This is a genomic window from Cupriavidus sp. TMH.W2 (assembly GCF_050847365.1).
GTDB lineage: Bacteria > Pseudomonadota > Gammaproteobacteria > Burkholderiales > Burkholderiaceae > Cupriavidus.
In genome coordinates, this window is the sequence record NZ_CP193792.1 from 73468 (window position 1) to 94251 (window position 20784).

Annotated in this window: 23 protein-coding genes; 14 read left to right on the plus strand and 9 right to left on the minus strand. The window is 64.9% G+C overall.

The features are described from left to right. Positions 1-317 precede the first annotated feature (317 nt). The 5 genes from ACREYQ_RS00295 (at position 318) to ACREYQ_RS00315 (ending at position 4575) form a co-directional block, all read left to right on the plus strand. Positions 318-1952: a hypothetical protein gene (locus tag ACREYQ_RS00295; RefSeq protein WP_432258835.1), complete on the plus strand. Its 1635-nt coding sequence runs from the start codon at positions 318-320 to the stop codon at positions 1950-1952. A gap of 157 nt (positions 1953-2109) precedes the next feature. Beyond that, complete coding sequence (locus ACREYQ_RS00300) at positions 2110-3075, plus strand: hypothetical protein (protein ID WP_432258836.1); 966 nt, start codon at positions 2110-2112, stop codon at positions 3073-3075. Between the two features lie 200 nt (positions 3076-3275). After that, positions 3276-3713, plus strand: coding sequence for a hypothetical protein (locus ACREYQ_RS00305; RefSeq protein WP_432258837.1), 438 nt, complete (start codon positions 3276-3278; stop codon positions 3711-3713). Beyond that, the gene (locus ACREYQ_RS00310; protein ID WP_432258838.1) at positions 3710-4120 is read left to right on the plus strand and encodes a hypothetical protein; all 411 of its coding nucleotides are present in this window, start codon (positions 3710-3712) and stop codon (positions 4118-4120) included. The genes ACREYQ_RS00305 and ACREYQ_RS00310 overlap by 4 nt, the downstream gene beginning before the upstream one ends. Further along, positions 4117-4575, plus strand: coding sequence for a DUF2846 domain-containing protein (locus ACREYQ_RS00315; RefSeq protein WP_432258839.1), 459 nt, complete (start codon positions 4117-4119; stop codon positions 4573-4575). Before ACREYQ_RS00310 ends, ACREYQ_RS00315 begins: the two co-directional genes overlap by 4 nt. 13 nt (positions 4576-4588) lie before the next feature. On the opposite strand, the gene ACREYQ_RS00320 is transcribed toward ACREYQ_RS00315, so the two are convergent. From ACREYQ_RS00320 to ACREYQ_RS00350, 7 genes are all read right to left on the minus strand, one after another. Beyond that, positions 4589-5149, minus strand: coding sequence for an N-acetyltransferase family protein (locus tag ACREYQ_RS00320; protein ID WP_432258840.1), 561 nt, complete (start codon positions 5147-5149; stop codon positions 4589-4591). A gap of 171 nt (positions 5150-5320) precedes the next feature. Further along, positions 5321-6265, minus strand: a complete 945-nt coding sequence (gene hutG, locus ACREYQ_RS00325; protein WP_432258841.1) for a formimidoylglutamase — start codon at positions 6263-6265, stop codon at positions 5321-5323. Positions 6266-6267: 2 nt separating this feature from the next. Beyond that, positions 6268-7029, minus strand: a complete 762-nt coding sequence (locus ACREYQ_RS00330) for an amino acid ABC transporter ATP-binding protein (protein WP_432258842.1) — start codon at positions 7027-7029, stop codon at positions 6268-6270. Beyond that, positions 7026-7694 (minus strand): amino acid ABC transporter permease, encoded by a 669-nt coding sequence (locus ACREYQ_RS00335; RefSeq protein ID WP_432258843.1) that lies wholly within the window; start codon positions 7692-7694, stop codon positions 7026-7028. The genes ACREYQ_RS00330 and ACREYQ_RS00335 overlap by 4 nt, the downstream gene beginning before the upstream one ends. A gap of 18 nt (positions 7695-7712) precedes the next feature. Next, positions 7713-8468, minus strand: a complete 756-nt coding sequence (locus ACREYQ_RS00340) for a glutamine ABC transporter substrate-binding protein (RefSeq protein WP_432258844.1) — start codon at positions 8466-8468, stop codon at positions 7713-7715. A gap of 88 nt (positions 8469-8556) precedes the next feature. Continuing rightward, on the minus strand, positions 8557-9351 hold the full coding sequence (locus tag ACREYQ_RS00345; RefSeq protein WP_432260444.1) for an IclR family transcriptional regulator: 795 nt from the start codon (positions 9349-9351) through the stop codon (positions 8557-8559). Between the two features lie 134 nt (positions 9352-9485). Then, a complete protein-coding gene (locus tag ACREYQ_RS00350) occupies positions 9486-10145 on the minus strand; it encodes a methyltransferase family protein (protein ID WP_432258845.1) in 660 nt (219 codons plus the stop codon). A gap of 145 nt (positions 10146-10290) precedes the next feature. Between ACREYQ_RS00350 and ACREYQ_RS00355 the strand changes: the two genes are divergently transcribed. The 3 genes from ACREYQ_RS00355 (at position 10291) to ACREYQ_RS00365 (ending at position 12501) form a co-directional block, all read left to right on the plus strand. After that, entirely contained in the window at positions 10291-10614 is a 324-nt protein-coding gene (locus ACREYQ_RS00355) for a nucleotide pyrophosphohydrolase (protein WP_432258846.1), read from the plus strand. A gap of 285 nt (positions 10615-10899) precedes the next feature. Then, a complete protein-coding gene (locus tag ACREYQ_RS00360; RefSeq protein WP_432258847.1) occupies positions 10900-11418 on the plus strand; it encodes a lecithin retinol acyltransferase family protein in 519 nt (172 codons plus the stop codon). Between the two features lie 189 nt (positions 11419-11607). Next, positions 11608-12501 carry a restriction endonuclease gene (locus tag ACREYQ_RS00365; protein ID WP_432258848.1) on the plus strand — a complete coding sequence of 298 codons (894 nt, stop codon included), beginning with the start codon at positions 11608-11610 and terminating at the stop codon, positions 12499-12501. Between the two features lie 101 nt (positions 12502-12602). Here the strand turns inward: ACREYQ_RS00365 and ACREYQ_RS00370 are convergent, their stop codons facing one another. After that, the gene (locus ACREYQ_RS00370) at positions 12603-13493 is read right to left on the minus strand and encodes a class I SAM-dependent methyltransferase (RefSeq protein ID WP_432258849.1); all 891 of its coding nucleotides are present in this window, start codon (positions 13491-13493) and stop codon (positions 12603-12605) included. Between the two features lie 66 nt (positions 13494-13559). Here ACREYQ_RS00370 and ACREYQ_RS00375 point away from each other — a divergent pair, with 66 nt between their 5' ends. Then, positions 13560-14000, plus strand: coding sequence for a helix-turn-helix domain-containing protein (locus ACREYQ_RS00375; protein WP_432258850.1), 441 nt, complete (start codon positions 13560-13562; stop codon positions 13998-14000). Positions 14001-14014: 14 nt separating this feature from the next. On the opposite strand, the gene ACREYQ_RS00380 is transcribed toward ACREYQ_RS00375, so the two are convergent. After that, positions 14015-15814 carry a methyl-accepting chemotaxis protein gene (locus ACREYQ_RS00380; protein WP_432258851.1) on the minus strand — a complete coding sequence of 600 codons (1800 nt, stop codon included), beginning with the start codon at positions 15812-15814 and terminating at the stop codon, positions 14015-14017. A gap of 418 nt (positions 15815-16232) precedes the next feature. Between ACREYQ_RS00380 and ACREYQ_RS00385 the strand changes: the two genes are divergently transcribed. The 5 genes from ACREYQ_RS00385 (at position 16233) to ACREYQ_RS00405 (ending at position 20743) form a co-directional block, all read left to right on the plus strand. After that, complete coding sequence (locus ACREYQ_RS00385) at positions 16233-17441, plus strand: DUF4382 domain-containing protein (RefSeq protein ID WP_432258852.1); 1209 nt, start codon at positions 16233-16235, stop codon at positions 17439-17441. Between the two features lie 140 nt (positions 17442-17581). Next, entirely contained in the window at positions 17582-18484 is a 903-nt protein-coding gene (locus ACREYQ_RS00390) for a DUF72 domain-containing protein (RefSeq protein ID WP_432258853.1), read from the plus strand. A gap of 33 nt (positions 18485-18517) precedes the next feature. Next, positions 18518-19927: an ATP-dependent RNA helicase DbpA gene (gene dbpA, locus ACREYQ_RS00395; protein ID WP_432258854.1), complete on the plus strand. Its 1410-nt coding sequence runs from the start codon at positions 18518-18520 to the stop codon at positions 19925-19927. A gap of 148 nt (positions 19928-20075) precedes the next feature. Next, positions 20076-20321, plus strand: coding sequence for an AbrB/MazE/SpoVT family DNA-binding domain-containing protein (locus ACREYQ_RS00400; RefSeq protein ID WP_432258855.1), 246 nt, complete (start codon positions 20076-20078; stop codon positions 20319-20321). After that, positions 20321-20743 (plus strand): type II toxin-antitoxin system VapC family toxin, encoded by a 423-nt coding sequence (locus ACREYQ_RS00405; protein WP_432258856.1) that lies wholly within the window; start codon positions 20321-20323, stop codon positions 20741-20743. Before ACREYQ_RS00400 ends, ACREYQ_RS00405 begins: the two co-directional genes overlap by 1 nt. Positions 20744-20784 lie beyond the last annotated feature (41 nt).

The window sequence follows — 20784 nt, forward strand, 5'->3', positions numbered from 1 at the left end:
GAGTTTTTGTGATAGTAGGGGGCGTGCTTGGCGCGGAAGGAGGGAGCAAATCTTCCTGAATGTGGGAATGATCTGAATCAATGTCGGTGCCTATCGTTGCAGACGACCACAATTTCGTAGAAATTTCGTCGTTCATTTCCAACGAGTATTGAGCATGGGGCTAATTAAGGCATGTCCCATATTCAGCCAATATTCCGCTTGTTATCGTCGCGCTAAATTTCAGCGCGGCGAATCGCGCTGCGGACGCATCGTCGAAACGTGTTCGTAGCCACCAGGAGTCCAGGCCGTGCCCATCCAGCAAGACGGGAGCACGGTCAGTGCATCAAGTACAGGGCACGTGGGATGTGCCTGGCACGAATGTCGTGCTCAATGCGACCCAAGACATCACCAACACCGGCACGATCCAGAAGGCGGGTGACCTGACGCTGGCCACCGGCGGCACGCTGGACAACAGCGGCCAGATCGTGGGCGGCAGCAACGTCTCGCTGTCGGCGGGCAACCTGAGCAACACCGGTGTTATCCACGCCAATGGCGACCTGGCGCTGGCCGGCAATATCGCCAATTCCGGGACCGTCGAGGCACTGCGCAACGTGGCTGTGACAGGGGGCGACTATGACAACCGCGGCGGCACCACGCAGGCCGGAGCCAATCTGAGGTTCGATCTCGGCGGGACGCTCAATAACAGCGGCAGCGTGCTGGGCGCGCAGGGCAACGTGCACATCGCCGCCGACGCCGTCATCAACGACCGTGCGGCGCCCATCGACGCTGGCAGCACCACGGGCACGGTCACTAATGACGCGCTGCTCAATTCGACGGTGATCGGCAGCTACCAGCCGTGGCACATGCCGACTTGCGACGGCTGCTCCCCGCAGTTGGGTGCACCGGTCAACGTGACGCTGGGTGATCTCCTGCGCAACCCGGACGGCACCATCTCGCTGCAGTTCGCCATGGCGGCCGTGCCGGCCGGCGATAGCCTCGGCACCGCCGGTGCCTGGTTCCTCGGCGTGAGCGCCACCGACGCGGCCGCCAGCCATGGCTTCGGCATTGTTCCGCCCACGCCGCCGACATTGATCCTGCCCACGGTGGAACGCACCGTACAACAGCAGACCGATGGCGTTGCGGGCCAGATCATCGCGCGTGGCAAGCTGGACCCCACGGCGACGACGCTTTCGAACAAGGGTGGCGTGATCGCGGCGGGCCAGGACGCAACCCTGAACGTGGGCGCCCTGGACAATGGCCGCTCGGAGAATCTGGCCAATGGGGTGACCGATGTCGTCACCGCGGGCGGCCTGAACGCCTTCCTCGACCAACTGCGTGCCCTGGCACAGTACGCGCCCAATGCCGGATGGGCGGGTCAGATGTTCTACGGGCAGCCGGGCAACGACTGTGGCGACAACTGCTCGGGCCCGCAGGTGCCCGCGACACCGCTGCTGATCGGCAAGGCAGCCGATGGCAGTGCGGTCGTCGCCCCTGCCGCGCCGGCCGTGAGCATCCAGCACGGCAAAGCCGGCCAGATCATGGCAGGCGGCAACCTGAACCTGAACGGGACCGGTGACCTGACCAACGCGGGCGACCTGGCGGCCGTGGGCCATCTCACGATCACGACACCGGGCACCTTCACCAACCAGGGCACCTACGACAGCAAGCTCACCACCACCGCAGGTTGCCTGCCGGGTGCCCAGACATGCCGCGAGGCCGATCCGCACGTTGACACCCTGACGTGGCAACAGACGGCCAACACCGTGGCCGCCGGCAAGACGCTTGTCATCAACGCTGCCAATATCCGGAACCTGAACGGCACCCTGGTCGCGCAGGGCGATGTCGCGCTCACGGCCCGCGACAGCGCAACCAACCAGGCTGGTGCCATCCAATCTCTCGCCGGCGACATCTCGATCACCGCGCCGACGCTGGTCAACAAGACGATGGACCCGGTCACGCTGCACAAGAGTTAGCGATGACATCGATCAGGAGTTCATCAAGGAGGAGAAGGGGTTTGGGCCGATTGGCCAGATTGTGGCGATTGTGGCGGCCGTGGCGCTTGCAGTGGTCACCGCGGGTGCCGCGGCGGCTGCCTTGGCAGCGGCACAGTTGGCCGCGGCCGAGGCAGGTATGGCCGCCCTGATTGCTACTGGATCCATCGCGGAAGCGACGGCTGCAGGCGGGATTCTGGCGAGTTCGGTATTTGCAGCCGGAGGTATGGCCAACCTGGCCATCGCCGGCGCCTTAGGCAGCATTGCTTCCAGCGCAACCATTCAGCTTGGCATGACTGGCAAGATCAAGCTCGATAAGTTGGCGACTGCGGGTATCGCTGGGGCAGTGACCGGGGGACTGACGGGATACTTTGGGTCCAGCTATGGTGTGGACCGTCTGTTGGCGTCTGGTGCTGCTGGTTGTGGCACCGCAGCAATGTCCGAGGGCGACTGCAAGGTCGGGGCTATGACAGGTTTTGCGACCGCGGCTGTGGCGTGGGCGGCAGATGCCATGCGGCAGGATCAGATCGAATCCTCCCAGCAATTCAGGGGAATCTATGACGGCGCTGACAAAAGCGGGGACGCACAATTGGTCTCCAATGCTACGGGCCCGAGTGCGGGGATAGATGGGGACGGAGTCAAGCTTGCTGGGACACGAGTCAGCTTCGATGATCTGCGAAAGTATGGGTTCATTGTCGAGCGCTCGGACGGGGCGCTGACGTTCAATGCAACGGAGATCAACCCCGATACGGACAAGCTATGGACGTTGAATGAGGCGCTTAACAAGGAAGGTGGGATCACGGGCGGATTCCAAGGCCTGTCAGGCACGCTTCTGAAGTCGCCATATCCTCCTGGCACGTTTACCGACAAGGTGCTCGAATCCTTTGCTGGTCCCCATGACTATCTGGGTAGCCTGACGGCCTATGATCAGTTGGGGAATTTGAAGGAAGGAATGACCGCTTTCCAGCGAATGATGTTCGAGATCCAGACCGATATCGACATTCCACTGGCAGCGCCGTTTGCCGGTGTGACGTTGCTCAATCAGTACGGAATCGATTGGTCCGTTTTTCGTAACCAGACTCAGCAATCGAAGGAACGAAAATGAGAGGATGGACAATAGTTGCGGTGATAGCCCTGGGTAGTTCGGGGGTGCCTTCATTCACCCCCGAACTACCCAGGGGCCGGCGGCAACAATATCGATCCGGCTGGCTACGTTAACGCTGCTTGCCCCGACCTGAGTGGGCGATATGAGGGCAGAGGTGAGCTCTTGGATGGGACGCCACGGCTCAAGGTTGGGCCAAGACAATGCGCATTGACTATGTCTTCCCATTTGCCAATAACGCAGAGGCGATGACATTCATGAGCGCTGCAAGATCCGATGCAGGCCATACCTCGTATCCAAAATACGGAGAAGTAACGAGGGTTGCCGGGCGGTCATTTCAGATCAGCGTGAACTATGAGAATGAGAAAAGCGCATCACGCGCCGTCTTGCTTGAAGACAAGGGCAGATTCGTATGCACCGGCTCCCATGGAAAGATCATATGGGGAGGAGCTAGCAAAGGTGGCAGATCAGAATTCGGACCAAATACTACGGATTCGATGGCAATGCTCTATCTAGATGACCAAGGAGATCTAGTTTCGGAAGATTCGATGCAGGTTCACATGAGCCTGCGGCTTGGAGGGATTCCTACTGGTACTGCGAAGCACTTCTCAAAATATCGATTCAAACGGTTACCTGAATGAAAACGTCATTCCTTCTTCATTTTCGGCGCCTTGAACTTGCCGCCGGATGTTGCTTGGCGCTTGCGGCCTGTGCCCCGATGATCGCGACGACTCCGTCGACTATCGGAGGCACGCAACCAAGCACGGCAGCCCGACGCATCCAGATCCTGACAGCCACAACCGTCCGACTTGACACGGGCTATTCCCGCACGCTGCCCGAAAAGTCCATCTGGTCAAGGATTGGCCACGTTCCACAGGGCGACGTCTACCGGCCCATCGGCACCATTTTTACGATCGAGGGCCGTCAGGTCCACGAGGCCTACCTGGTCATCCGCGACAAGACCCTGGTGGGCTTCTATTTGCCCGGGGAACAGAACTATTCCCCGCTATCCACCGCAGTACCTTTGAACTTGGGAGAATCGGAATGAAACGGGTTGCACGCATGCTGATCGCCGGACTGGCGGTATCGTCGTTGCTGGCTGGATGTGCTTCGGGTGTGAAACATGCTGACATGGAAGCGTCGATGCCGACGCTGAAGCCGGGCGAGGGTCGGATCTATTTTCTGCGCTCGGCATCAATGTTCGGCGCCGCGATCCAGCCGGATCTGCGTCTTAACAACCAGGTAGTGGGCGAGTCCAAGCCCGGCGGCTTCTTCTTTGTGGACCGCCCGGCCGGCAAGTACTTGGCCTCGGCTGCGACCGAAACCGAGAAGACGCTGAGCTTCGTGCTGGCTGCGGGCGAGACGAAGTATGTGCGCAGCTCACCGTCGATAGGGCTGATGGTGGGCCGCGTCGTGCTGGAGCTGGAAACGCCGGAGAAGGCGACGGCAGACCTCGCGTCGCTGAGCTACACCGGCGATCTGGTCAAGGCGCCGGCGAAGTAGGAGGTACTGCGAGTCACTGGGACGGTACCGGCAAAACCGCAGCCAACCGCTCCATGCCGATTAGGTCCCAGTGGTACTCCACCTCGGTCAGTACCATTGAGCCGCGGGCCGACGAACGTCGGTCTACCAGTCGTCCGCCCGCACTCTCATAGAACTTGCGTGCCCGCGCATTTTCCTCGAGAGACCACAGGCGCATCGAACTGCAACCACGCCTCGCCAAGGCTGCCGCGCAGCAAGACATCAGCCTCAGACCAACTCGCCTGCCGTGAAACGACTGCAATACATAGAGGGCGTAAACCTCCCCCCAACCTTCCTGCTCCGCGCCGCGACTTGGTCCGCAATCGGCAAAGCCGACAACTTCAGCCTCACCGGTCGCGACGAAACAGGCTACCGAAGAATCCGCGAGAATGCGATGCCTCGCTGGCAGACGGCTTTCCGCAGTCACATTCGCAAGCAGATCTCTGGGGAGCAACTCCCCATATGCCTGATGCCAGCAAAGCGCAAGAACCGCCGAAATCGCGGCCGCGTCGGCTTTGGTGGCAAGTCGAATGGTCAGGTCGTCCTGAGACGGCATCGGGCGAGTCATGCAATTGGCAATGGAACTTCGTGAACCTTAGGGCAAGATCGCCTCAAGTCAAACAAGCCGCATTAACCACCCCCACCGCCAACGAAATCACCCCCATCACCGCCCCAGCCCCCCGGGTTATCGCTGGAAACAGCCGGCCGGGAGGGCGTGACCTGCCGGTCAGCCGAACAGGCGCCAAGCCAGGCGCGCCGCCACGCGCGCGCCCAGGTGGTCGCGGTCGTATTGCGGGTTGTACTCCGCCAGGTCGGCCACGCGCAGCTTGCCGCTGCGGCGGGCAAGCAAGGCGACTGCCTCCACCACCGGCAACGGCACGCCATAGGCGGCAGGCGCCGACACGCCCGGCATCACCGCCGCCGGCAGCGCGTCGAGGTCGATGGTCAGGTACAAGTGGTCCGTGGCATCGATGCGCGCCGCCAGTTCCGCCAGACGCGATGCCAGGTGGCGCTCCTGCATGTCGACGTCTTCCACGTAGCTGACGCCCAGCTCGTCGGCGCGGCTGAAGAGCGCCGGCGTATTGCTGAGGCGACTCACGCCCAGGCAGATATAGTCGAACGGCTGCCCGCGCTCGGCGCAGGCGTTGGCGATCTGGTCGAATGGCGTGCCGGAGCTTGCGGGCCGGCTGGTGCGCAGGTCGAAGTGGGCGTCGATATTGATGATGAGCACGCGCCCGCCATCGTCCTGCGCATCCAGGTGCGCGCGCAGGCCTTGCCACGTGCCCCAGGCGACTTCGTGGCCGCCACCCAGCACCAGCGGCAGCCCGCCGCGCGCCAGCACGTCGCGCACGGTGCCCGCCAGCGCCAGCTGGGCCGACTCCAGGTCGCCGTCCTCGCAACTGACATTGCCGGCGTCGTATAGCGCGGGCAGCCCGTGCGCCGGCACGTTGGCCAGCGCCTGGCGGATGGCGTCGGGGCCGTGCGCGGCGCCGGGACGGCCCTGGTTGCGCAGCACGCCGGCGTCGCAGCGGAAGCCGAGCAATACCGTGGCGCCGCCGAGAGGCGTCACGTCTGCCGTTTCCAGCGCTTGCACGATGCGGAACAGGCGCGTGGTGTCGCCACGCTCGCCGTTGTCGATGCGGCCCTGCCAGATATTCTGCGTCACAGCCATCCTCACGCCCGCGTCAGCACGGCCTGCAGGAAGCCGCGCGTGCGTTCCTGCGTCGGCGCCGAGAAGATGACCGACGGCGGCCCGGCCTCGATGATGCCGCCGCCATCCATGACGACCACCACGTCGGCGACTTCGCGGGCAAAGCCCATTTCATGGGTGACCACGACCATGGTCATGCCTTCGGCGGCCAGCACCTTCATCACCTGCAGCACTTCGCCCACCAGCTCGGGGTCGAGCGCCGAGGTCGGCTCGTCGAACAGCATCACGCGCGGCTCCATGGCCAGGGCGCGGGCAATGGCCACGCGCTGCTTCTGGCCGCCCGACAGGCTGGCGGGCATGGCGTGCGCCTTGTGCGCCAGGCCGACTTTCTCAAGCAGGCTCATCGCCTTGCGCTCGGCTTCCTCGCGCGAGGCGCCGCGCAGCATGCGGGGGCCCACCGTGACGTTGTGCAGCACCGACAGGTGCGGGAACAGGTTGAACGACTGGAACACCATGCCCACTTCGGTGCGCAGCTGGTTCAGCTCGTGCTCGCCAATCAGCTGGCCGTCGCTCACCAGCCGCTTGCCGACGATGTCGATGGTGCCGGCCTCGGGTTGCTCCAGGCCGTTGCAGCAGCGCAGGAAGGTGCTCTTGCCTGAGCCGCTGGGGCCGATCACGACCACCACCTGCGACGGCTCCACATCGAAGTCGATGCCGCGCAAGACCGTATGGCCGCCGAACGATTTGCCCAGGTTCCGGATCCGGATGATTGCGGAATCGCTCATTGCACCATGCCTCCCATGCGCAGCCTTTGTTCGGCGCGCCGCAGGATCAGCCCGGCCGCGCTCGTCAGGATCAGATATACCAGCGCGATCGCCAGATAGACTTCCAGCGACCGGTACGACACGCTGATGATCTTCTGGCCCTCGTGCATCAGGTCGGCAATGGTCAGCAGCGACACCAGCGCCGAGTTCTTGATGAGGGCGATGAACTCGTTGCCCAGCGGCGGAATCATCCGCACGATGGCCTGCGGCAGGATCACCGCGCGCATGGCCTGGCCGGAAGACATGCCGATCGAGCGGGCGGCTTCCATCTGGCCCTTGTCGACGGACTGGATGGCGCCGCGCACGATTTCCGACACGTACGCGCCGGAATAGATGCCCAGCCCGATCACGCCGCACACAAAGGCCGGCAGCAGGATGTTGAACTGCGGCAGCCCGAAGAACAGCAGGAACAGCTGCACCAGCAGCGGCGTGCCGCGGATAAAGGTCACGTAGGCGGTGCAGAGGCCGTAGACGAAGCGGCGCTTCGGGTCCAGCCGGCCGATGCCGACCAGCAGGCCCATGACGCAGCCCAGCACCAGCGCGCAGGCCGTCACCTCCACGGTGACGACGGCGCCGTGGAGGATGTCATGCCAGCCGGCAAAAACAGGAGAAAAATCCAATTCCATGATGAGAATCCGCGCGGCTTACTTGGCGGCCGCGCCGAACCATTTCTGGGTCAGCCTGGCGTAGGTGCCATCGGCCTTCACTTTGGCGAGTGCGGCATTGAGGGCGCGGGTCAGCTCGGGCGTGTCCTTGCGCACGGCCATGCCGTATTCCTCGGTGGTCAGCGGCTGCTCCACCATGCGCAGGCCGCCGCGGGTCTTGACGTACTGCGTCGCGGCCGGCTTGCCGGTCACGGCGGCGTCGGCGCGGCCGATCTCGACGAGGTTGAACATTTCCTGGTTCTTCTCCACTTCCACGCGCTGCACCTGCGGATACGTGTCGCGCAGGAAGTTGACCGACTTGGTGCCCACCTGCACGCTGACCTTCTTGCCGTTCAGGTCGGCCGGGGTGTGGATGGTGGTGTTGCCGCTCTTGACCAGCGCCACCAGGCCGCCGATGTAGTAGGGCTCGGTGAAGTCGACCACCTTGCGGCGCTCGGGCGTGATGTAGATGCCGGAAACCGCCATGTCGAAGCGGCGCGAGACCAGCCCGGGGATCAGGCCCTTGAAGTCGATGTCGGTCCATTCGACCTGCTTGCCCATCGTCTTGGCCATGGCCTCGACCAGCTCCACGTCAAAGCCGGTGCGCTTGCCGTTCTCGACAAATTCCATCGGCGGGAAGGTGGCGTCGGTGGCCACGCGCAGTACGGCATTGTCCTGCGCATGCGCGGCGGTGCCGAGGGTCAGGGCGGTCAGGGTTGCCAGGCCGGCCATCAGGCATTTGCGGCGAAGGTTCATGGAAGTCTCCTATTCTCGGGAACGAGGGATCTGCCGTCGCATGGGTCTGCCGACGGCGGCGGTAATGGTTTGCTTGGTAGCCTGGTATTCAGTAAGACTGCAGCCGGGCGGAAATCCGCATCGCCGCGGCCACGGTCATGTCGATCAGCGCGGTCTCACGCCCTTGCCGCCGTGTGGCCGGCACCATCAGCGTGATGGAGCCGAGCGCATCGGCCTTGCTGCGCCGGGAGAAGAGCGGTGCGCTTATGCCCCACACGCCCGGGTCCACTTCACCCTCGCTGACGGCGTAACCGGTTTCGCGAATGGCGGCAAGCTCGGCCAGCAATCGTTCGGCTTCGTCTGGTTCGCACTGGGCGCGGACCAGGCGCTCGCGCGCTTCGTCGCGCATGAACGCCAGCAGCGACTTGGCCGACGCCCCGGCGCGCAGCGGCACGCCGCGGCCCTTTTCGAACGAGCAGCGCAGCGACTGGCGGCTCTCCACCATCTCCAGGCACACCGCGTGATCCTTGACGGCGACGACCAGGCCTACGCTTTCATCGGACTGCTGCGCCAGCAGCCGCATGTCGGGCAAGGCTTCGCGCGCCAGGTGCGAGGCCATGTCAAAGCCCAGCGCCAGTTGCAGGCTGATCGGGCCCGGCGCGTATTCGCCGTCGGACTCCAGCACAAAGCCCCAGCGCTTGAGCATCATCAGTTGCCGGTAGAGCGTGCTTTTGGGCAGGCCGGTCCTGGCAACCAGCTCACGCACGGTGATCGGCGCGCCGTGTTGCGCCAGCGCCGCCAGCACGAACAACACGCGATCCGCACCGCCCGCAGGCTGGCCGGGTTCGGCGGGCGCGGAGGTCGCGGGCTTCACGGCGGTGGGGTGGTCGACGGCATTCAACATAGGAGCCAAGGATAGGACCTGATTCCCAAAAATCAAAACCACTAGTCCCGGAAAATGGGAATGCGTGGCTAGGGATAACCCTTGGTGTCTGGCAGATCGATCAGCCAAGTGCGCGGGGCGCCGCTGCACCGCGATCAGTAGATGCCCGGCAGCATCCGCCAGGTCCGGGCGCAATACGACGCGTACGCATCGCCAAACTGGTCGCGCAGCAGCGCTTCTTCCGCACGGATGCGCGCCAGCAGCGCCGGCACCATCAGCAGCGTCAGCACCACGCCCACGCCGGAGCGGAACGCCAGTACCCATCCCAGCGAACTGATCAGCAAGCCGAGATAGCTCGGATGCCGGATCACGCCGTAGATGCCGGTGGTCACCAGCGTATGCCCCGGCTGGATCGCCACCAGCCCGCTGAAGCGCCGCCCCAGCACAAACACCGGCCACAGCCGCAGCACGCCGCCGCCGGCGAACAGCGCCACGCCGATCCAGCGCATGGTGTCGCGGTCGAGCGTCCAGAAGCCGATGCGGTCGGTAAAGGGCGGCAGGTAAGCCGCCAGCAGGCCGAGTACGCCAAACGCGGCCAGCACCCAGCGGTTGCCGCGATCTTCTCGCATGCCGCTACTGATATTGCCGCCAGAGAAGAGTGCGACGATGGACAAGGCGAACAGGACCAGCGTCAGCATCACGCGCGCCGGGTGCGCGAAGAACGGGCCGATGCCGCCCCAACCCGCAATGGCGATGGCCAGGCAGGCGAGCGTGCCGGCCAGAGTGGCAAATGCCAGGCCGGGAGTCGGCCGCATGGAGTGCCTCCGTTGCGACGGTGGGTGCACAAGAGAAGGGTAAGCCTCAGGCGGCCCGCGTGTCGAGGGTGGCCGGGTCGTGCTTAAATCTGCGTTTTGCGCCAGCGGATGCCGGCGCGCATTGAAGTGTTATCGCCATACAATCATGCCGCTGATCGACATCAAGAACCTCCAGCAAGCCGCCCAGGACTTCGGCCAAGCCCGTAACTGGGGCAAGTACCACAGCCCCAAGAACCTCGCCATGGCGCTGAGCGTGGAGGTGTCCGAGCTGGTCGAGATCTTCCAGTGGCAGACCGACGCGGAATCACGCGCCATCATGTCCACCGGCGAGCGCGAACATGTGGAACAGGAGCTTGCCGACATCACCATCTACCTGGCGCAACTGGTGACGGCGCTGGACGTGGACCTGGACGCGGCGATCCGGGCCAAGATGGAGATGAACGCCAGGAAGTATCCGCTGCCGGAATAAGCCGGTCGCGGCGCGGATGTAGCGCCATCGTCGCGGTGCTTTGTCAGCGGTTTGATCCTTTGATCAATGGATCCTGGCAGTGTTCGGAATTTGATCAATTGATCAAGCCGGCAGAGCCCTGTTTCTGCGATGCGCGGCGGCTCGGCAACGCGCTGTGTCCCGCATCCTTCGCATCGTTCCCCTTCGCGCAACGCCCGCGCCACTCGTATCCCATCGCGTCCGTCACTGGCACGCCCTATGCGGTTACCGGGCATGGCCCAGCAGAGGCCTGCAACGGAGACGGCGATGGCATCCCACAGCGAAACGATGAAGGCAACGGCGCAGGGCACGGGCAACCCGCATGCCCTGGCAGCGCGTGTCGCCCTCGATGCCGATCCGCCCGTCGGCGCCCACCTTGTCACGCCGCGCCACGGCTACGCGCATCACGGCATCTACGTCGGGCGTGGCATGGTGGTGCACTACGCTGGCTATTGCCACCGGCAGCAGCGCGGCCCGGTGGAAGAACTGAGCCTGGCCGCCTTTGCCGCGGGCCATGGCATTACGGTCCTGAACACGCCGATGGCACGCTACAGTGCCGCCGAATCCGTCGGGCGAGCCCGCTCACGGCTGGGCGAGGACCGCTACCGCCTGCTGACCAACAACTGCGAGCACTTCTGCATGTGGTGCCTGTATGGCGAAAGCCGCAGCGAACAGGTGCGCCATTGTCTGATCCATCCGCTCAGCGGCCTGCGTGTGGCTGCGAGCATGCTGCTTTGCTGGTGCAGGACCGCCGCCGCGCCGGCGTGGGCTGGCGCGGCGGCATGAGCCTGGGTGCGATAGCCCACGGAGCGATGCGGCACGCCTTGCTCGCTGCCTCGGGTGCGCATCCAGGGTCACATATCCGGGGCGCTGATCCCTCTTGCCTGCGCTCGCTCCCCGCGTGCGCAGGGACGACATGCCAGCCCCCGCACGGCATCCTTCCGACTGACAAAAGCAAGAAGGGAAAGGGTCGCCATGGGTCGCAGGAAGCAATCGAGCGTTTTCGAGGATCTGTATGGCATTGCCGCCGCACTGCCATGGTGGGTGGGCGTTGCGTTGGCCATTTTTGCCTACGTGGTGTTGCACAGCTATGCAATGGCCGAGGCGCAGGCCACCGCTGTACCGGGGCGGATGGGTCAAATGGTCGTGTCGCAGGTGGTCAAGGCGCTGTCGACATACGGGCAGTACATTGTGCCGCTGGCACTGTTGGCCGGCGCGCTGGCGTCATGGCTGGGTCGCCGCAAGCGGCAAGGGCTGGTACGCAGCGTCGCGGCGAACCAGTCTGGCGATGCCCTGCGCCAGATGACCTGGCGCGATTTCGAGCGGCTGGTAGGGGAGGTGTTCCGGATGCGCGGTTACGCCGTTGCCGAGACCGGTGGCGGCGGTGCGGATGAGGGAATCGACCTGCGGCTCAGGAAGGGCAACGAACTGGCGCTGGTGCAGTGCAAGCATTGGCGAGCCTACAAAGTGCCGGTCACGGTGGTGCGCGAACTGTATGGCGCGATGGCTGCGCAGGGTGCGGCACAAGGATTCGTTGTCACATCGGGACAGTTCACGGCCGATGCGCGGGCCTTCGCGTCCGGGCGGAACATCAAATTGATCAATGGGCAAGCACTCACTGCGCTGATCAAGCGCGCCAGCGCTGCAGCACCGACGGGATCGAGCACAAAGCCACCTGCGGCCGCGAGCGCGCCTGCACCCACCGCGGAGCCGCCGCAGCCAACCGACATGTCGCCAGCCGCCGCACCCGGCTGCCCGCGCTGCGGCAGCGCCATGATCCAGCGCATCGCCAGGCAGGGCGCGAATGCGGGCAAGCCGTTCTGGGGTTGCGCCACGTTCCCCGAATGCCGCGGCGTGCGTGGTCTCTGACGGGCTCTGGATTGGACACACCAGGTTGCCGCTGTACCGCTCATCGCCAGCGTGGCGCGGTGCCGATTGCGATGGCATTGAACAGGAGCGCCGTCGCGGTATCAGGCATAGGCAGTCTCCCCAGCCGGTTGCGATGCGGCGGTTGCCCGCGCAGTGATGATCCAGCAAGCTGCCGTGTAGCGCACGGTTGCGCCATGCACGTAAGTCTCGAATGCGGCGCGTGCTGTTTCGACGACGCGCACACGCGTGCCTGCATCGGCATTGCGCAGGGCCAGGCCGACCGGGCCAAGCCGGGACAGGTACGCTACCAGCGCAGGCTCCGGCAGCGTGCATGCGATGTCAATCGGACGGATATCGATGTCGCGCCAGCCGCTCGCCTGCAAGATCGACAACACACGCTCCCGGTCGCCGAAGGCGAACTGTCCCGGCGCACCCGGCTGACGGGGCGGCAGGTTTGGCAGCAGCGGTGCGGCCGCTCGCTCGGCGGTGGTCATGAACGGATTCTCAGCGGCGCTGCGCCAGGCAATGCAGTGCAGCGTGGCATCCGGCGCTGCTGCCTGGCGCAGGTTGGCAAAGGCCAGGACCGGATCGCTGAAGAACATCACGCCCAGGCGCGACACGATCATGTCGAAGCTTGCCGGGGCGAACGCGTAGTCTTGCGCATCGGCGCGGATAAAGCTCGCAGTGGAGCCGTCCCGTTGCGCGCGGGCCCGTGCGGTGGCGAGCATCGGCTCGGATATATCGATGCCAGTGCATCGGCCCTGCGCACCGATCCGCTGCGCCAGCGCAAGCGTGGTGCTGCCGGTGCCGCAGCCGACATCGAGCACATGCCGTGCTGCAATCTTGCCGGCCGCTTCGACAAGCAGGTTTTCCAGCGGCCGGAGCATGTCGTCGAGCACCGCCTGCTCCTCGACCCAGGCCTGGCCGGACGGTCCGTTCCACAGAGCGGCCTGGTCGCCGCCGTTGATGTGGATCTGCTGTTGCTCACCCATGGTCGTATCTCCTTGCCTGGTTTGGAAGCTACACTTTGCCAGTTCAAGTGGACTTGAGGTCAAGCGGTGAAAAGCCTGGATATTTCGGAAGTGGCCCGGCAGGCTGGTGTGCCGGCATCGACGCTGCGGTACTACGAGGAAAAAGGGTTGATCGCGTCCATCGGCCGGAGCGGGATGCGGCGTGTGTTCGATGCCGGCGTGCTGGAGCGGCTGGCGCTGATCGTGCTGGGGCGTGCCGCCGGTTTCTCGCTGGACGATATCGCGCAGATGTTCTCGCCGCAGGGCCAGCCGCAGATCGACCGGCAGAGACTGGCGGCCAAGGCGGACGAACTGGATCGGACCATCCGCAAGCTGACTGCGATGCGTGACGGGCTGCGGCATGCGGCGGTCTGCCCGGCGCCAAGCCAGATGGAATGCCCGACGTTCAAGCGAATTCTGCGGGCGGCTGGATCCAGGGCGATTGGTGGGGGGCGGGAGCGGCTACCGGGGGGCGGGAAACTGCGATAGTTTCCCGGAGATCGTCACCCCAGCCTGAACTGCCCCACCGCCCCCGCCAGGCTCCCCGCCTGCGCCTGCAGCGCCGCCGCTGCCGCGGTCGATTGCTCAACCAGCGCCGCATTCTGCTGCACCATCTGGTCCAGCTGGGTCACCGCCATATTCACCTCTTGAATGCCACGGGTCTGTTCTGTGGCAGCGTTAGTGATCCCGGCAATAATTTCTGTCACCCGGGAGACGTTGCGGACAATCTCGCTCATGGTGTCTCCGGCGCGGCGGACCTGGTCGGAGCCGGAGCTGACGCTGCCCACGGTGGATTCGATCAGGGTCTTGATCTCCCTGGCGGCCTGGGCGCTGCGCTGGGCCAGGGCGCGCACTTCGCCGGCCACCACGGCGAAGCCGCGGCCCTGGTCGCCGGCGCGGGCGGCTTCGACGGCGGCGTTCAGCGCCAGGATGTTGGTCTGGAAGGCGATGCCTTCGATCACGCCGATGATGTCGGAGACCTTGACCGAGGCGTGTTCGATCTGGCCCATGGTGGTGATCACTGCGCCGATCACCTCGCCGCCGTCGGCGGCCACGCGCGAGGCGGCGGTGACGGAATCATTGGCCTGCTGCGCGGAGCTGGCGGACTGGCCGACGGTGGCGGTGATCTGTTCCATCGATGCCGCGGTCTGCTGCAGGCTGGCGGCGGCGGATTCGGTGCGGCGCGACAGGTCCATGTTGCCGGCGGCGATTTCGTCGGTGGCGGCGCGCACGGATTCGCTGGCGTCGCGGATCTGGCGCATGATGCCGCAGAGCTTGTCGGCAAAGGTATTGAAGGCGCGCGCGATCTGCGCGACCTCGTCGTTGCCCTGGGCGGGCAGGCGCTGGGTCAGGTCGCCGTCGCCGGAGCCGATCGCGTCCATGGCGTCGCGCACGGTGGCCAGGCCGCGCAGCGAGCGCGTCGCCACGCCCCACACCACGATCGCGGCCAGGGCGGCGATCAGCCCCAGCGCGATCACCGAGGCGATCAGCACGGAACGCATCCCCGCGTTGGCCTCGGCCTTGTCCAGCGCGACGATGACGATCCAGTCGGTGCCGGGGATGGCGCGCGCGCTGAGCAGCTTGGCGCTGCCGCCGACCTCGGCCTCCATCGGTGCCTTGGCGCTGACCAGGGCGGCAAGCTTGTCGGCATTGAGCGCGGGCACCAGCTCGGTGACGGGCTTGAGCGTGAGCTTGTGGTCGGCGTGCGCCACGATTTCCCCGCTCCTGGCCACCAGCATGCCGAAGCTGGCGGGCGTGGGCTGGATCGACTTGACGTTGGCGATCACCGTGTCCATGGACACATCGCCGGCCACCACAGCCTTGAGGGCGCCGTCGCGCACCACCGGCACGACAAAGGCCACCACCAGGTCTCCGGTGGCAATGTCGACATACGGCGGCGTCACGGCAGGCTTGCCGGCCGCCGCTGCCTGCTTGTACCAGGGGCGGACGGTGGGGTCGTAGCCGGGCGGAATGCCTTGGGGGTTGGAAAAGGTCGAGCGCTTGTCGGCGTAGCCGACATAGACATTGCTGAAGCCGCCGGCACTGGCCATCTGCCTGAGCATGGCGTCGGGTTCGGGCTGCAGCGCCGTGTCTTGCAGTGACTGGATCATCTGGCTGTGGGCGGCCACCCAGTCGGCAATGGCACCGGCGTGGCCGCTTTGCACCGCGGCCAGGCTGCTGTGGATGGCGTCTTCGTTATAGCGGTTGGCGACAAACTGGTTCAGCGCCGTATTGATGGCGAGTGCGATGACGACAATGGCCACGCAAAGGGCCACGATGCGCGCGCGGAGGGTAGTGAACATCGGCAAGTTCCTTCGTAAGGAATCGTTTGGGGCGTTTGCTGAATTCAGATCCAGCACGGTGGGATTACCACCTCGCTGTAAACGGAGCGGGGACAGCCGACTTGAGGCGATTAAGCAATATCCTGTTGATTTTGCGATTGTTGTCGACGTAACGTTTCAATTCTGTGCGTGATCGTGCATTTTATAGTTCGCGAGGCGAACCTCGGGACACCCCGCGAACCACGTGGGGTGCCGTGGGTCTTTGCCCGCGCAGTCGCCTGCGACGCACAGGACCGCATGGTTGGTGCAGACCTCTGCCTGATCAGTCATGCAGACAGGCTCTGGATCCTTTTCACAACGGATTACAAAGAATTACAGCCGGGGTGCGCCCTGCCGCATAAGCTCTGATCGACTTATTACGACAAATGGAGCCACTACCGTGTCAGCACTATCTTTCACATCCGCGCCCGTGCGCATTCTTGCCCTGAGCGGTGCCCTTGCGTTGGCAGCCTGTGGCGGAGGCGGAGGCGGCGGCGATGGTTCCGGCGGGCAGGGTACGCTGCAGGTCTCGATGACTGATGCGCCATCCTGCGGCTATGACCATGTCTTTGTGACCGTCAACCAGGTGCGTGTGCACAGCAGCGCCGATGCCGATGTCAATGCCAGCGGCTGGGTCAACGTCGACGTGGTGCCGGCACGCAAAATCGACCTGTTGTCGCTGACCAATGGCGTGTTGACCACGCTGGGCCAGACCGCGTTGCCCGCCGGCAGCTACCAGCAGGTGCGCCTGGTGCTGGACGCCAACCGTGGTGGTGGCGCCAATGCGCTGGCGAACTCCGTGGTGCCGACCGGCGGCACCGAGCAGTCGCTGGACACGCCGAGCGCCGTGCAGTCCGGCATCAAGATCATCCGCCCATTCACCGTGGCGGGCGGTACGCTGACCGACCTGGTGCTCGACTTTGATGCGTGCAAGTCGGTGGTCAGGCGCGGCAATGGCACCTTTGGCCTGAAGCCGGTAGTCACGGCAGTCCCGACGATCGTCAGCGGTGAAGTGAACGGTGTGGTAAGCGGGGCGCCGGGCGCACGCGTCTATGCCGAGCGCAACGGCGTGGTGGTGAAGGCAACGGTGGCGGATGCCAACGGCAACTTCAAGCTGTCGCCGATCGAGCAGAGCAGCACGGCCGGCCCGGTTGACGTGGTGGTGGTGCCGGGCGCAGCCAATGCCAAGGCGACGGGCATCGTGCGCAGCGTGCCGGTGGTGGTGGGCACGCCCACGGCAATCTCGACCGCGGCGGCGCCGATGACGCTGCCGGCGTCGACCTACCGCCGGGTTTCGGGTACGGTTGCGCCGGCTTCGGCGGAAGCGACCCTGCGCGCGCTGCAGCTGGCGAATGGCGGTACTTTCGAGATCGCCGCGACCGCCGCGGCCAGCGATACCGGTGCTTACAGCATGTTTGTGACCGAACCCGCGCTGCCGGTGGCCGCGCCGATGATCGGCACCTACCAGGCTGCGCTGCCGATTCCGCTGCAGCCGAATGGCACTGCCGCGGGCAAGTACAGTGTGCAGGCTACCAGCGCCACGGGTGCGGTGCAGACTCAGCCGGCTGATGTGAGCAACACGGACGCCCTGGTGAACTTCTCGTTCTGATTCCGGGGGATCGGTAAGCGAGCCGGAAGGGGGCATCACCCTCTTCCGGTTTTTTTATGTGCGGCAGACATTGCCACGCCGCCACCGCCTGGCGCAGTTTCCCGCTAGACTGCCAGTCTCGCGTTTCGGGAGATCGCGCCATGGCAGCACGCACCGCGGCGAAAGCCGCATCCACGCCTGCAACAAGGTCCGAGGCCACGCCCAAGGCCACGTCACGCAAGGCCTCTGCGTCCGCGGATCAGGTGCGCGTCGGCATCGGTGGCTGGAATTTCGCGCCGTGGCGCGACAACTTCTATCCCGCCAGACTGCCGCAATCGCGCGAGCTGGCCTACGCCAGCCGCCACCTCAGCGCGATCGAGATCAACAGCACGTATCACGGCACGCAGAAGCGCACCTCGTTCGCCAAATGGCGCGACGAGACGCCGGATGACTTCGTGTTCGCGGTGAAGGCCTCGCGCTTTGCCACCAACCGGCGCGTGCTGGCGGAGTCCGGCGAATCGATCGAGCGCTTTATCGACAGCGGCATTGCCGAACTGGGCCGCAAGCTGGGGCCGGTGGTATGGCAGTTCGCGCCGACCAAGTCGTTCGATGCGGAGGACTTCGAGGCCTTCCTGCAGCTACTGCCGGATTCGGTGGAAGGCGTGAAGCTGCGCCACGTGCTGGAGGTGCGGCACGACAGCTTCCAGTCGCCGGACTACCTGAAGCTCGCGCGCAAGTACAAGGCCGCCACGGTCTTTACCGATTCGCCCAAGTTTCCGTCGATGGCAGATCTCACTGCAGACTTCGTCTATGCACGGCTGATGGCCAGCAGCGAGAAGCTGAAGACCGGCTATGCGCCCAAGGCGCTCGATGCGTGGGCCGAACGGGCGCGTGCGTGGGCCGGGGGCAGGCAGCCGGACGATTTGCCCACCGTGGAAGACCGCAAGCCCGCCGCGCGCAAGCGCGAGGTTTTTGTCTTCTTCATCAACGGCGCCAAGGAACGCGCGCCCGCCGCGGCGCAGGCGTTGCTGGACCGTCTGGGCTGGCAGCCGGCCGATGCGTGACGGATCGACAATCACGGATCGCTATAATCGCGCATGAACTCGACCCCCGCCCAGCCGCAAGCCGGCACCGCTTTTTCCGCCCTGCCGCTCTCGCCCACCATGCTCGCCACGCTGGCGCAGCTTGGCTATGACGAAATGACGCCGATCCAGGCGGCCAGCCTGCCGATCACATTGGCGGGCCAGGACCTGGTGGCGCAGGCCAAGACCGGCAGCGGCAAGACCGCCGCCTTCGGGCTGGCGCTGCTGCACCGGCTCGATGCGCGCCGCTTCGACGTGCAGGCGATGGTGCTGTGCCCCACGCGCGAGCTGGCCGACCAGGTCACGCAGGAAATCCGCCGCCTGGCGCGCGCGGAAGAGAACATCAAGGTGCTGACGCTGTGCGGCGGCTCGCCGATGCGCCCCCAGGTCGACAGCCTGATCCATGGCGCGCATATCGTGGTGGGCACGCCCGGCCGCATCCTGGATCACATCGACCGCGGCAGCCTGGACCTGTCCGGCATCAACACGCTGGTGCTGGACGAGGCCGACCGCATGCTCGACATGGGCTTCTTCGACGACATCGCCTATGTGGCCAGCCGTTGCCCGAAGGAACGGCAGACGCTGCTGTTCTCGGCCACGTATCCGCCCGGCATCGACAAGCTCAGCCACCGCTTCCTGCGCAATCCCCAGTCGCTCAAGCTGGAGGCTACGCACGACAACACTACTATCCGCCAGCGCTTCTATGAAGTGGAAGAGGGCGAGCGCCTGAACGCGGTGGGGCGCCTGCTGGACCACTTCCGGCCGGCCAGCACGCTCGCCTTCTGCAATACCAAGGCGCGCTGCCGCGAGCTGGTGGAACTGCTGCGCGCGCAGGGCTACCAGGCGCTGGCGCTGCATGGCGAACTGGAGCAGCGCGAGCGCGACCAGGTGCTGGTGCAGTTTGCCAACCGCAGCTGCTCGGTGCTGGTGGCCACCGACGTGGCCGCGCGCGGGCTGGATATCGCACAGCTCGAGGCCGTGATCAATGTCGAGATCACCCCCGACCCTGAAGTCCACGTGCACCGCATCGGCCGCACCGGCCGCGCCGACGAGGAAGGCTGGGCCTTCAGCCTGGTCAGCATGGACGAGATGGGCCGCGTGGGCAACCTGGAACAGCACCACGGCGGCGAGTTCGAATGGCAAGCGCTGGCCGAACTGCGGGCCGCCAGCACGGAACGGCTGCTGCCGCCGATGGTGACCCTGCAGATGCTGGGCGGGCGCAAGGAGAAGATCCGCCCCGGCGATATCCTGGGCGCGCTGACCGGCGAGGCGGGCTTCACCAAGGAGCAGATCGGCAAGATCAACGTGCTGGAGATGTCGACCTATATCGCGGTGGAGCGCAGTATCGGGCGCGAGGCGGTGAAGCGGCTCAATGCCGGCAAGGTCAAGGGCAAGAAGGTGAAGGTGCGGATGCTGACGGAGTGAGAAAACGGGCCCCATGCGGGCTGGTCGTTTGGTTAAAGAGTTGATAGGGACGGGCTCGCCTGCGCACGTCTGCTCCTGGCCACGTGTTGATCCGGGATCCGCGATGCACTAGTATGTATATACGTCAATGTATATCAATGGAGGGGTGATGAACCTGCAAATCGCGAAATGGGGCAACAGCCTCGCGCTACGCATCCCCGCTGATTACGTTCGCCACGCTGGTCTCAAGGAGGGCGACCAGGTGCAGGCCAACCTGACCGTGGATGGGGGAATAAGCATTCGCGCGGCCAAATGGGACCGGAAGGTTTTCGCGCAAGAACTGGCGTCGACTCGCGAGGCGATGCCGATGACGCAGTCAGTCATGGAGGAACTGCGGCACGGAGCGCGCTACTGATGGTGTACGTTGACACGAGTGTATTGGTGGCGCTCTGCGTGAATGAGCCGATGAGTCCCGCTGTTTCGCAGTGGTACGCGGCGTGTACCGAAGAAATGGCCTCTGCCACGTGGTGTGTGACCGAATTCGCGAGCGCCCTCGGCATCAAGCAACGGACAAGACAACTGTCAGTCGAACAGGGGGCATCTGCATGGCAGGCATTCGAACGCCTGTGTGCTGGCGACCTGCAGTTATTGCCCGTCGAACCGTACACGTTCCATCGCGCTGCCGTGCTAACCCTGGATGCGTCCACGGGGCTCCGTGCGGGGGATGCACTGCACCTTGCGTCTGCGCTGGATGCCCAGGCCAAGACCATGGCGACGCTCGATGACGTACTGGCCCGCAATGCGAAGCGAATGAAGATTAAGCCGCTCGAGTTTTGAGTGCCTGGCTAGAGCTGTCTACGGCTCCTTATCAACGCCTT

Coding starts and splice junctions, on each gene's coding strand:
- ACREYQ_RS00300 (WP_432258836.1), top strand. CDS start 2,110: ATGGCCGCCCTGATTGCTACTGGATCCATCGCGGAAGCGACGGCTGCA.
- ACREYQ_RS00305 (WP_432258837.1), top strand. CDS start 3,276: ATGCGCATTGACTATGTCTTCCCATTTGCCAATAACGCAGAGGCGATG.
- ACREYQ_RS00310 (WP_432258838.1), top strand. CDS start 3,710: ATGAAAACGTCATTCCTTCTTCATTTTCGGCGCCTTGAACTTGCCGCC.
- ACREYQ_RS00315 (WP_432258839.1), top strand. CDS start 4,117: ATGAAACGGGTTGCACGCATGCTGATCGCCGGACTGGCGGTATCGTCG.
- ACREYQ_RS00320 (WP_432258840.1), bottom strand. CDS start 5,149: ATGCCGTCTCAGGACGACCTGACCATTCGACTTGCCACCAAAGCCGAC.
- hutG (WP_432258841.1), bottom strand. CDS start 6,265: ATGGCTGTGACGCAGAATATCTGGCAGGGCCGCATCGACAACGGCGAG.
- ACREYQ_RS00330 (WP_432258842.1), bottom strand. CDS start 7,029: ATGAGCGATTCCGCAATCATCCGGATCCGGAACCTGGGCAAATCGTTC.
- ACREYQ_RS00335 (WP_432258843.1), bottom strand. CDS start 7,694: ATGGAATTGGATTTTTCTCCTGTTTTTGCCGGCTGGCATGACATCCTC.
- ACREYQ_RS00340 (WP_432258844.1), bottom strand. CDS start 8,468: ATGAACCTTCGCCGCAAATGCCTGATGGCCGGCCTGGCAACCCTGACC.
- ACREYQ_RS00345 (WP_432260444.1), bottom strand. CDS start 9,351: ATGTTGAATGCCGTCGACCACCCCACCGCCGTGAAGCCCGCGACCTCC.
- ACREYQ_RS00350 (WP_432258845.1), bottom strand. CDS start 10,145: ATGCGGCCGACTCCCGGCCTGGCATTTGCCACTCTGGCCGGCACGCTC.
- ACREYQ_RS00355 (WP_432258846.1), top strand. CDS start 10,291: ATGCCGCTGATCGACATCAAGAACCTCCAGCAAGCCGCCCAGGACTTC.
- ACREYQ_RS00360 (WP_432258847.1), top strand. CDS start 10,900: ATGGCATCCCACAGCGAAACGATGAAGGCAACGGCGCAGGGCACGGGC.
- ACREYQ_RS00365 (WP_432258848.1), top strand. CDS start 11,608: ATGGGTCGCAGGAAGCAATCGAGCGTTTTCGAGGATCTGTATGGCATT.
- ACREYQ_RS00370 (WP_432258849.1), bottom strand. CDS start 13,493: ATGGGTGAGCAACAGCAGATCCACATCAACGGCGGCGACCAGGCCGCT.
- ACREYQ_RS00380 (WP_432258851.1), bottom strand. CDS start 15,814: ATGTTCACTACCCTCCGCGCGCGCATCGTGGCCCTTTGCGTGGCCATT.
- ACREYQ_RS00390 (WP_432258853.1), top strand. CDS start 17,582: ATGGCAGCACGCACCGCGGCGAAAGCCGCATCCACGCCTGCAACAAGG.
- dbpA (WP_432258854.1), top strand. CDS start 18,518: ATGAACTCGACCCCCGCCCAGCCGCAAGCCGGCACCGCTTTTTCCGCC.
- ACREYQ_RS00400 (WP_432258855.1), top strand. CDS start 20,076: ATGAACCTGCAAATCGCGAAATGGGGCAACAGCCTCGCGCTACGCATC.
- ACREYQ_RS00405 (WP_432258856.1), top strand. CDS start 20,321: ATGGTGTACGTTGACACGAGTGTATTGGTGGCGCTCTGCGTGAATGAG.